An 11570-nucleotide genomic window follows, 5' to 3' on the forward strand; every position below is an offset into this window, starting at 1 on the left:
TTTCCGCACGTGGTGAGAAGCGCACCAGGCCTGGAAAATCGTTCCCGTGACGACCTGAATTCCGTACCTTAGGTTCGAAATGGAGTCAGGTGTCTACGTTTGGGGCCTTCGGGGGTTCGGACGAGAACCAACGTGTGAGGGCCCGCCCCCATAAACACGTCATCCCGAGCGAAGCCGAGGGACCTCCGGGTGACAGAGGCGCGTTCGGGAAGTCCGGTAGTCCGGCTGGTTCGGACGGGGGAGGTCCCTCCGTTCCCTGCGGTCGGTCGCGATGACGTGGACCGATGTGAGAGGGTCCGTCGCCCCACGACGTCATCCCGAGCGTAGTCGAGGGACCTTCGAGTGACAGGGGCGCGTTCGGGAAGTCCGGTAGTCCGGGCGGTTCGGAAGGGGAGGTCCCTCCGCTCCCTGCGGTCGGTCGGGATGACGCGAACCAACGAGTGAGGGCCCGCCCCCTCAAGCACGTCATCCCGAGCGAAGTCGAGGGACCTCCCCGAAGCTCGCTTATATCGAGGACAACCCTGTCCGCAAGGGCCTGGCCCCTCGGCCCGAGGACTATCGCTGGCCATCAGCGGGCTCGGACGTTTTGGGACGCGACCCATGGTGACGTCTTTGACCCGGTCTGCAACGGGACAATTGCGCTCGGAAAGCTTGTCATGGCGCGTTGCCAGACCGGGCCACCCGCCCCGTCGAATGAAAGGCATTAGCTATTCTTGCAAAAGCTGACTCTTGATCCTGAAACGATGCATTGCACTTCCTATGACCCAAACAGCAATCATGTTTGCTATAATCTGAAGAATGACGAGGAATGCGTCTTGCTGCCAATACACTGGCTGATAAACAGTCCTTGCAAAGTTCAGAAGGACAAAATAGAATACTGACACCAGCACGCTGACAATAGGAACAGTCCACAACCGCATACATGATGCCAACAGGATGGAACCTGAAAACACGATAACGTGCTGAATGGTCGCAGACCTTGAAAGACTATCAAAGTCGAATAGAGCCGCACCACACAGCAATACTGCGGTCAAGAGAACTCTTGGAGCGGACAACCTTAGACTCCGCTCGGTGGGATGGTCTGATTTCATAGGTATTGGTGTTCCTATCCGACAAACGCCATGGTACCTCCTACATTGCCGGGGTCAGGGAAATTAATCGCCCGTCCAGTCAGCTTTGCCTGGTGCTGGTCGCCCTCCTACTCAACCATCGAATGGGCCTCTGTCCTTGCGGACGTGCCTGTCGCGGCGGGTCTGGAGAAGGAAGGGACCCGTATCGCGCGACAAGCAGGCCACCCCGAATGACGCCACTCTTGGTCTTGCCACCGATCAAACACTTACTTCAGTCTCCATCCGGCGACCCAACGTGTCGACCTGAATTCGTGCAAAGTCGCCATCCCTGAACCAGTCTGCTCCGTCAGCCCGTACAAGTCGCCGTTTGGCGCGAAGAGGAGCCGAGTCAGGCGGCCGGATAGGACCGTGGTCGCTGTCACCTTACCGGAGATGAAGTCGACGTGCATCACCTCGCTATCGGGCCCAGTAGCGAGGGGCGCCCCGATTGCCGCTCTCCTTCCGTCAGCGGAAACGGCAAAAGTGGATCCCCGTTTGAAGCGGCCCACTTCCCTCGTGTTGCCGCTTTGCAGCTCCAACGCTGAAAGCAGACAAGATCCGTCCCCCCAAGAGCTTAGTAGCGGAACCGTCTTACCGTTGTCGACAAGAGGTGCGAGAGACGGGTCGTTCGAAAGCGTGTGCACAGTGCTCTCCCGACCGTGGGCCCATTCGCAGAGGGCATAGGGTGGCAGCCAGGGTGTTCCTGAGCTAGCTCCGCCATATGTCGTCGACTTTAAGTAATAGACGGCATCCCCGTTGCCGACCAATGAGGAACAGAGAGATTCGCCGACGCCGGACACAAGGTCGAATCGATCTGGATCGGATCCGCTCACGAAAACCTGTACAGTCGCCAGATCTCGAGGCGTCCTCCACCTTCCTTCAAAGAATATTCTCCGCCTGCTATCTGCAAACAAGCCGACCACAGGGACTTGGGGTTCACTTAAGACCAGGGTGGCCCCGGTCCCAAGGTTCAACTGGCAGATTTTTGACCTATTTTTCCCCGGCACTGAATAGATGAGATTGCCGTCAGCATCAAAGACCGCGGAAATGTCGTCCAACATCGGTTTACTGCGTCCAGTTACAGTGCATCCTGCCAGAGACAAAGCGATGGCTACAAAGATGGTAGCCGTGCGAGCGTTAACGCGGAAAGGCAAGTAAGTTTGAAAGAGAAGCCGCATTCATCAGCAAACCCTCTGGTGAAGGATGACCCGGGACATTTCGCAGCGACCAGTATACGCCACATCGGCAAGGAGCGACTTTCGTCCGCCCGGCCAGAACAGAAGTAATGAGTCATCGACCCCGCCGCTCCAGCGTGCCGTTTGCGCCCCGGTTCCGAAGGGACAAGCGACCGGAAGCGCCTCTGTCCTTGCGGACCTGCCTGTCGCGGCGGAGTCTGGAAGACGATGGCAGTCTGTCTCGCGCGACACGCAGGCCACCCAGGATGACTTTGCCTTTCTTCATGCCACCTGCCGTTCCGCATGCTGCCCTGATGTGGCTTCCTTGTCCCGGTCCGCAACGGACTCGAAGCTTGACCGGATGCCTCATCGACACCGTTGCGAGACAGGGCCACCCTTCCGGTAACGTGCCTGGAGTCTGTCCGGAGCGAGCCTCCAGACTCGGTTGGATCGTCGACGAGGTCAGGCGAGCAGCGGAGTCTGGAGGCAGCTACAAGTGAAGCGTGAGGCTAGAGATACGGATTCGGGGAACGGCCGGTCTGTCTATAAGTGGTGTCTTGTAGGAGCCCTTGGCGGGATCCTTCTGCTATGCATTGAACTGTATTGGGAATCGAACACGCTTCGTGGACATAAGACGTTCGATGATAAGGCAATCGCTGCATTCAATGGCTTGATATTTTTCGGACTTCCAGCGGCTGGCCTCGGCGTAGCTGTGGCCTTGATCGTACGAAGCCTCTACTTGTCCCGAAGTGCAAGCGGCGAAGGGAGTCGAGACGATTCGTCCGAGAATGATGAGCGAACCGTCCTGGATTCGGACTAGGTTCACGGCTTCCGCCCACCGGGGCCCTGGCGCTCTTAAGGCTGAAGACATTACGTGAATGGGATCATGGATGACCAGTGGAATGGGCAAAGCAATTAGGCAGGCGTGATAATGACGTCAACAATATGAACATAAGTGAGCAATTGAAAGGATCTAGCCATCAGTGCTCAGGCACTTCGTAAAGTGGGGTCGAAGCAGAATAGCATAAGCAGAAAGTCATGCCCCTGCTGTATTAAGCCAGCCGGTTCTTTAGTAGCCTAGCCGCTTTCATCTCGGCAAGTTCGCCGCCGGACATCCCCGCGAATCGCTTGCGCCACCCGTAGATGGTCTGCACGCCCACCCCGTGGGCGCGCCCCACCGAGGCGATGCTCGCCCCCTCGTCGATCTCCCGCAGGATCTTCAGCACCTGCTCCTGCCTGTACCTCTTTCCGCTCATTCCTCTGCCTCCGTACAGAAAGGGACGGCTCCTTTGGGTCAGAAGTGGTCATTCTACGGGGGACCTGTCAGAAGCACGTCGACGACCTTTCCGTCGCGGAGCACCGCAGAGAAGCCGATGTCGTTATGCTGTGAAGCGAGTACTTGGCATGTGCGGAAGCGACAATCAAATGATTCCAATCTCGTAGACGAAAGAGCAGGAGACGATCGACGTAGTCTTGTGGCTCTACTGTTGAAAGGGCATTCCGCGATCTTTCATACGAGCGTCGTAAATCCGGCCGTGACAGGTTCCATGGATGCAAGGTAAGAGGTTTGTGCAGCGGAAGTGCCTAGCACTATCACAGCGGCCACCATTTCCGCATGATCCGCACTGTGGACTGCAAACCCTGCTCTGGTTCAATCCTTACAGTCCAGCAACCCTTGTGGAACTCTGTAACGCCATAGTGGCCGTCTGCTATTGGTCTGCCGAAATCAATGCTGGCCACTTCCCATCCGTTTCTCTCTGGACACGAGCCTGCGTAGGAAAGTACGGTACTGTCGTATGTAGCTGAAACACTAAAAGAGGTGCTTTGCCCCGGAAGAAGCGTTAGTCGACGGCCGCCCGTAGGGCATGGCGGGCTTCCGGTGAGAACGGCGGAGCCGACTAGTAGAATCACTATTGAGCTCATTGAGATGACGAGTTTGGTAATAGTCTTCATATGCGAGTTAATGCCCGGCCCGAAAGCCAGCGCACCCAGGCGGTGGTGCCTTCGTTTGCGGCGGAAACTTGGGGATTGTGCGAACAAATTGCCTGAATTCCTCGAGATTGCTAATTGCTAAATTGTACAACGTCGGAACCGTCTTCACGTGCTAATTCTCGAAACAACCAGGTATCCAAAAGTACGGATGATTGCTACGGCGTGAGTTGCTTTGCCATAGAGTTATCAAACTTTGAATTGCCTATGAATGTGAAGCTGCTACCATCGTGCCATTTTACGGTTATCCTCCAGCTTGTCTTGTTGGACATCAATGCTGCGGTTCTTGGAAAATTGAGGTGCTTACTAAATGAGTCGCCTCTAAACAACGCGATCGGCAACTTCGCATCTGGGTAATGTGAGTTCAAGAGTACTTCTTCGATTATAATCGCCTTCACGCTATCCGTTGAGCTGAAGTAGATGTACATCCGTAAGTCGGCACCACTTGGTTGTAGATGCATATTAAGAGTGGGAGAATGCTGGATATGCGAGACCAACTGATCCAGTCTTTGGCTTGTTGAAAGTGGTGCGTTGTTCCAAACAGAAATTCTGGGCACAAGGCAAAGGGCAAAACAAAGTGTGCCCGACATTAATACCAAAAACCACAGAATCGTGCTTGGGCCAATCCTTGCGTAGTTTCGCACTATCATTCACAAATCTCCACAGCCTTTTTCCTTCCAGAGAGTGAAATTACGAGTTTCCTTACCCGCGTGTTGACAGAAAACTGTAACTTCTACTTGCACGCCATGGCATTTCTTCATCTTTCCATTCTTGACCCAGCGCCAGCGTGCCGCTTGCGCCCCGGTTCCGAAGGGACTTGCCTTCATCGCTGGATCTGCGCTGACGTGTCTCGCGGCCATCGGCGTGGTTCTACCCTGCCAAGTGCAGCGGCCATCCTTTTCAGAGTGTTCCTCGCAGTGCCACCCGTCGCGACGTGGTGCAAGGCTTGACGGCCTCGAGGACCATAGTCCCCGGTCGAACAAGCGGCTCAAGGGCCCGACGGAAGACGGGGCACGGAGTACTCGGCCCTCTGATAGACTGCGACGCATCGGTCAAGGTCGGGCTCGTTCGCAGGGCGGCCGCCGATGTCCGTCCACTTCAAACCTTTGACGGAAAACGACGCCCCTGCCGAATCCACGACCGCCACGGTCTGCGGCAACGCGGCCCAAACTTTGGAACCCTCTCCGTCAGAATGAAAGGCGACATGGGTCACGACATAGGGCCCGTCGGACATCGACGAAACGGACATGAATCCGTTCTCGACGTGACTGTGCAGCGCATTGGACCTGCGGTCGAGGTCGAGCATGACGCTCCGAACGACAGCGATCAGGGCTATCGCCGAAAGGAGAACCAGGATTGCGACAAGGATCCTCGACCTGGCCTTCTGGAAGTCGTTGCTGACGACATCGGCGGCACTCATGTTACGTGGATTGTGACCTGTCTTCCTCCTCGCCCCGAACATCCGAACCCTCCAGACGTCAGCACCCCTGAAGCACGTCATCCCGAGCGAAGCCGAGGGATCTCCGGTTCTCGCACACGGAATGTAGGGGAGGTCCCTCCGCTCCCTGAGGTCGGCGGATGGCAAGGACAAAACGCTCCATTCTGCCCTAGGCACAGCCCGTGGACCGAGCGAGCGTTTCGGCCCTTGTCCGCAGGACCTCGCCAGAAGACGTTCCTTCGGAACCGGGGTGCAACCGGCACGGTCCATCCCGTTCACCCCGGCCACCCGGGAGGCGGTCACCCGCCGCGACCCCGAGCACCATGGTCGGACGATACCATTGAGTCGGCGGAGCGGCGAGGTGGCGGGTGATCCGCCCTGTCCAGGTTTGGAACGCGTCTTTGTCTGTGCGTAACGATGATTGACGACCAGGCCACCCCGGATGACGTACTCTTTCGGCTTGCCACCAGTCGCCATGTTTACAGTCTGTCAAAACAAGCCTTCAAAGCTTGTACTCGTTGAAAGTAGATTTCTGGTCAAACTGACCACTTGCCTGGTCTTGGCGCTTTGTGGCAGTTGCGGGCCGCAGAGTTCAGACACATCGCAACGAGCCTCGAGTCTGAGAGAGCTCAAGCGTGCTAGTCTTTGGTCCGATGGCAGCGAAACGGTCGCTGTCACTTTCGAACCTTTGCGGATCCATCGGATTGGCAAGACTAGTCGTAGTGAGGAGCCAGAAATCGGCTCCCTTGGCCCGAAAGACATGACCCAAGTGTCCGCTTCGTACTCCCGAAGTCGGAACCGTGAGTGGCTTTTCGTGCTAGGCGGTTATGTGTTCACCCGTCGGATCGCAGCGCCCGCTGAGCCTTGGCGTCGTATCGAGCTCTCGGGTCAACCGCTTGTCTCGAGCAATCTCGTGTACAGCGTGACCTCGATGGGCGCACTCGTCGAGTTCGGCGGGCCAGCTACAGGAATCCCCTCCGGAGTCGCCAGGATTCAAGACCGCGACCTAAGCGTTACCGGGTACGACACCGCCGGACCGGTAAGGCTCGTGGGTGCGGAGGCAGTGTTCCGTGGCAAAGACGGCGCACTTCTTCGGTGGGAACCGACCAAGCCAGAGCCGCAAGTCGTCGACCCCGGCGCCGCCGCGAGCGCGCTTCACGGTCGGACGGCCATGGTTTCTGACACTGTAGGTGAATCGCTTGTGATCACCGGAGGCTCCTTCGGGCTCTTGACGAACGGTAAGTTCAAGGAGCTCGGCCGTGACGGAGGCGCCATGTTTCGCTCCTGCTCATGGGTCGGCCCGGCAGAGTCGTCGCGCTGGATCGTGAAGGGAGGTGCTGACCCGATGGTCTTCTGTTTACTTGACGGCAACCTGCTGCACGCGAAAATGAAGGAGCCGTACCCGTCCGACCGCCCTCCGGCCATCGCCAGGATCGGCGGCAAGTATTGGCTGGTGTCGGACCGACGATCGTTCGTATCCATCGAGACGTTTGAGATTGTTCAAGGGACGCTGCGGCCCGCAGGGACCAAGACTGTCCAAGGTGACCCTGCTTGGGGCCGAGAAAGCATGGCGACTCATCCGGACAGGTTATGGATCGGAACGAAATCCCAGGGCATCGTTGCTGTTGAGTCCTTCTGATCTCCGCTGTCGGCAGTCGGCCCGAGCAAAGGCGAACCCCCGGATTCGCGGCGGGTGGCAAGGACAAAACGCTCCTTTCTGCCCTAGGCATGGCCCGTGGACCAAGCAAACGTTTCTGTCCCTGTCCGCAGGACCTCGCCAGAAGGCGTTCCTTCGGAACCGGGGTGCAACGGGCACGGTCCATCCCGTTCACCCCGGCCACCCGGGAGGTCGCCCATGGTCGGGCCAACCTTCGCCTCATTGAGGTGCTATCGATACCCGATCAGATGTCTCAAAGGAAAAACCGTCCGGCCATGTAACAACGTAACGAACCGACGCGATGGCATCACGATCGGTTAGCAGTGTCGGCGGCACCACGAAGGGGATTGTCACAGTTTGCTTTTCCCAAATTTGCCGCAGTCGGCGAGATCCACCAAGCTTTGTCGAGTTCAGAGACACCGAGAGTTGATCGATACTGTAAATGGGTTCGTCCGTGTAAAAAGACACCAATAGTCTTTGTCCGCCTCCCAACTTATCGAGGCGACAAGAGACCGTCGGTTTAGTGTGACTCCCACCAGATGCCTTATGGGTCAGTGGCATAACGGTGCAACCATAGGCCCACAATCCGAAGAGTGCAATTGGCACTGACCGGCCGAGAGCCACCAAGGCGGGGGGTGGCAAGTCCCTGGGTGACCTCCTTTTGGGTGGCCGGGCTGAGAAGTGACGGCTTGTGCCCGTTTGCATCCCGGTTCCGAAGGGACTTGCTTTCGTCGCCCGACCAGCGTGAAAGACTCTCGCGGCCATGGGCGTGGTTCTACCCTGCCAAGTGCAGCGGCGGGTGGCACGACGAAGGGTGACCTCCCGCCGGTTGGCCAGTGCGAACCGAAGGACTTTGCCGGCTTGCACCAACATTCGCCAAGGCTCCGGCTGACGGGCCCCGGTTCCGAAGGGACACTCGACCGGAAGAGCCCGTGCCCTTGCGGACCTGCCTGTCGCGGCGGAGGCTAGACGAAGGAAGCAGCCTGTCTCGCGACAAGCAGGCCACCCCGGATGCTGTCGCCCTTCGCGTGCCACCGGTCTTCTCCGGTTCAAGTCGGTCATCGCCCCGAGAAAAACTCGGCGCCAGCGACCTTCCACGGACGCGACCCTGGCCGCACCGCCTTCAAGGCGTACACAGAAAGTCCACTAGGCCCCGTCCCGACGTCCGACAGGTAGTAGACGACGTCACATCGGCGTCCGGCCGCGATACCGTCCCAATGTTGCTCGCCCGTGGGCAACAAGCGGAAGCCCCCGCCCTCTCCCTTCAGAGTGCAGAGCTGCGCCTTCGAAGAAATCACCGTAAGACTGTCCCCAGGACCTGGTGCGAGCTGATAAGATTCCCATTCCGGACTGACGCTTGTGGCCGTTTCGCTAAAGTAGCGACCCTTGACGTCTGGCATGGAGGCTTGGGCCGAAGCCGTAAACAGCGTTGGTTCGGTCTTCCTTGCTCCTGGCATGATGCCCGAATAGACGACGGTCGCGCCGTTCGGCCAGAACACGCAGCCGCTGACGGAGTAGAGGTTTCGGGCTGTCAGCCGTTTGAGCCCCGTCCCCTTAGGCGAAACGGTCCAGACGTCGTAGTGGTCCCACGTCATGCCGCCCGTGCTGTACCGCCGGTACCGCGTGGCCCTGGAGAAAGCGATCGTTTTCCCGTCCGGCGAGAAGGCAGGCGAACCGTCGGAGACGCCACTGTCGTCCGTCAGCCGCTTGAACCCTGAACCGTCCGCCCCGACCACACACAGGACGCCCGCCGGCCCGAAGTCCTTGCAGACGACAGCCAGCGTCTTGCCGTCCGGCGAGAGGGCGACCTTGTTCGCGGCGTGACCCCTGGTGTCGACCCTTCGCTTGGCACCGCTCTTCGTGTCGAGCAGGTGGACCGATCCGTCCGCCGCCGTGAAAGCCAGTACGCTGCCTGTATCGTCGATCGCGATCGAGACGGAACTGTGGTCGGGGCCGACAGCCGGGTTGAAACTGCACCCGCACGCCGCGATCAAAGCAAAGAATGCGACTCCTCTCATGATGGGAGTAGCTCGGTCAGCGCTTGCGCAAGTCCTTTGCCGGTTTTGATTTCTGGTCAATGCCACTCTCGTTACTCGATGGTCGCTTCCGACGCTTCCGGCAGGTCTTCGAAGCGGAGTGAACGGACCTTGCGACCCTTCTGAATCCTGAGGATGGGTTCGTCCCCGATGTTCAAGAGCTCAAGACTGCTCGGCGTGCTGCGGTTCCGGATCAAAAGGCTGCTGCCCTCGTCGCTTGCGTACAAGTCGGCGACTTCCCTGCCGTCTTGGGCGACGATCCGGATCCGGGTCGATGTCACCATCGCTGTGCCGCCCTGAGGCTGCGAGCAACCGCAGCAAGCGATGAGCGTCCCGAGCAAGAACAGCGAAGGAGAACCGAGCGACGGCGACCGTCCAAGGATCGAAGTGGGCCAACCGGTTTCCGCATCGATGGCAGTGTACAGCCCCCTTCGTTCCGTTGGCACCTTGCGACGGCGGGCCACGCTCCCTGTCGCCCTCACTTTGCGTTCTTGTCCAGTGCTGAGCCGATCACATATCCGATGGCCCCGACCGCCAACACAGAAAAGGCGATTCCATAGACTGCAGTCCCTCGGTCACCGGGCGCAATTGGGCCGTCTCGAAGAACACCGGGGATGACAATGAACATGACGTAAGCAAGCAGCGCCCCGCCAGTGCACCCTAAGCGGTGCTTGGACCTCTGTGCCGCTCTCATACCATCATCTACGTGCCACAACGTCTCACCCCGACCAACGGCGACCGCCTTACAGTGCAAAGTGGGCCAACCAGATTCCGCATCGATGGCAGTGTACAGCCCTTTTCGTTCCGTTGGCACCTTTCGACGACGGGCGGCCACGCTCCCACACTCCCAAAGAACCTCGTCCACAGAAATTTCCCTACAGATTTTCGCCGGGCCCCTCAAAATTTTCGAAAGACCGGCCGATGATCGTTCTTGTCGCCCGGAACGAAGTCGAAAACCGGTGAGGACCGAAGAAAGGAGAAGAAGCTTGCCTTTGCCCCCGATCCCCGTTTCTTACCGCCGGTTCCGTTCCGGGAGACGGAGAAAGAACATGCCCGTACTACCGGACAAGACGAACGAGACCATCCAGTTCTTCGAGCAACGCCAGACGGCGTGGCAGTCGAACGCGACCAGTATCGGGCTGACCGTCATCGAGATGACGGCTTTCGCCCCTTTGATCAGTAGCGCGAGGACGGGGTTCACGAACGCCGAAGTCGCCCGGCAGGCGAGCAAGAACGCGACGGTCACGCTCAACGCGAACATGGAAAGCCTGCGCGACCAGGGCGCGGCGCTGATCGCCAAGATCAAGGCCTATGCGGAGGCGACGGGCAACCCGAACGTCTACGTCCTGGCCAGCATCCCGCCGCCCGCCGCCCCGAGCCCGGCCCCGGACCCCACGCCGCCGAGCGATGTGCGCGGCAACGTTAACAACGACGGCAACGTGGTGCTGCGGTGGAAGGCGACCAAGGTCAACGGCGACTTCTACAGCGTGTGGCGGCTCTTGAGCGGCGGTTCGTGGACGCCGATCGGCAGCGTCGCGGCGAAGACCTTCACCGACTCGACGCTTCCCGGCGGCAACGCCTGGGCGCAGTACCAGGTGAAGAGCCACCGCGGCGAGGAGGTCAGCGAGGGCAGCGAGCCCGTCGTGGTGCTCTTCGGCCAGCAGATGGCGGCGTAACGGCTCCTTCAGGCACTCTTCAGCGGCAGGCGGACCTTGTGTCCGCCTGTCCGTCGTTTGGGGGGGGCGTTCGGGGTGGTTCCGGTGGTTCGGGGGGTTCGGGTGGGGGAGGTCCCTCCGCTCCCTACGGTCGGTCGGGATGACGTGGACCGATGTGAGAGGGTCCGTCACCCAAGGACGTCATCCCGAGCGAAGTCGAGGGACCTCGGGTTTATAGCGCGTCATGTTGGAAAGGGAGGTCCCTCCGCTCCCTGCGGTCGGTCGGGATGACGTGGACCGATGTGAGAGGGCCCGCTCCCTCAAGGACGTCATCCCGAGCGAAGTCGAAGGACCTCCGGGTGACAGGGGCGCGTTCGGGAAGTCCGGTAGTCCGAGAGGTTCGAAAGGGGAGGTCCCTCCGCTCCCTGCGGTCGGTCGGGATGACGTGACCGATGTGAGGGGGCCCGTCCCCCAACGACGTCATCCTGAGCGAAGTCGAGGGACCTCCGGT

At 59.3% G+C, this 11570-nt stretch carries 6 protein-coding genes; 2 read left to right on the forward strand and 4 right to left on the reverse strand.

The window, feature by feature from the left end:
• Positions 1-3336 precede the first annotated feature (3336 nt).
• Together JST30_00530 and JST30_00535 are read right to left on the reverse strand one after the other, a co-directional pair.
• A complete protein-coding gene (locus JST30_00530) occupies positions 3337-3540 on the reverse strand; it encodes a transposase (GenBank protein MBS1712799.1) in 204 nt (67 codons plus the stop codon).
• A 1721-nt stretch (positions 3541-5261) separates the two neighbouring features.
• Positions 5262-5693 (reverse strand): hypothetical protein, encoded by a 432-nt coding sequence (locus JST30_00535; GenBank protein MBS1712800.1) that lies wholly within the window; start codon positions 5691-5693, stop codon positions 5262-5264.
• Positions 5694-6471: 778 nt separating this feature from the next.
• Here JST30_00535 and JST30_00540 point away from each other — a divergent pair.
• Positions 6472-7350 carry a hypothetical protein gene (locus tag JST30_00540; GenBank protein ID MBS1712801.1) on the forward strand — a complete coding sequence of 293 codons (879 nt, stop codon included), beginning with the start codon at positions 6472-6474 and terminating at the stop codon, positions 7348-7350.
• Between the two features lie 1076 nt (positions 7351-8426).
• Here JST30_00540 and JST30_00545 read toward each other — a convergent pair.
• Together JST30_00545 and JST30_00550 are read right to left on the reverse strand one after the other, a co-directional pair.
• Positions 8427-9386: a PD40 domain-containing protein gene (locus JST30_00545; protein ID MBS1712802.1), complete on the reverse strand. Its 960-nt coding sequence runs from the start codon at positions 9384-9386 to the stop codon at positions 8427-8429.
• Positions 9387-9457: 71 nt separating this feature from the next.
• Entirely contained in the window at positions 9458-9886 is a 429-nt protein-coding gene (locus JST30_00550; GenBank protein ID MBS1712803.1) for a hypothetical protein, read from the reverse strand.
• Between the two features lie 567 nt (positions 9887-10453).
• Here JST30_00550 and JST30_00555 point away from each other — a divergent pair.
• A complete protein-coding gene (locus tag JST30_00555; GenBank protein MBS1712804.1) occupies positions 10454-11080 on the forward strand; it encodes a hypothetical protein in 627 nt (208 codons plus the stop codon).
• Positions 11081-11570 lie beyond the last annotated feature (490 nt).

It is taken from the genome of Armatimonadota bacterium (assembly GCA_018268395.1).
GTDB lineage: Bacteria > Armatimonadota > Fimbriimonadia > Fimbriimonadales > Fimbriimonadaceae > JAEURO01.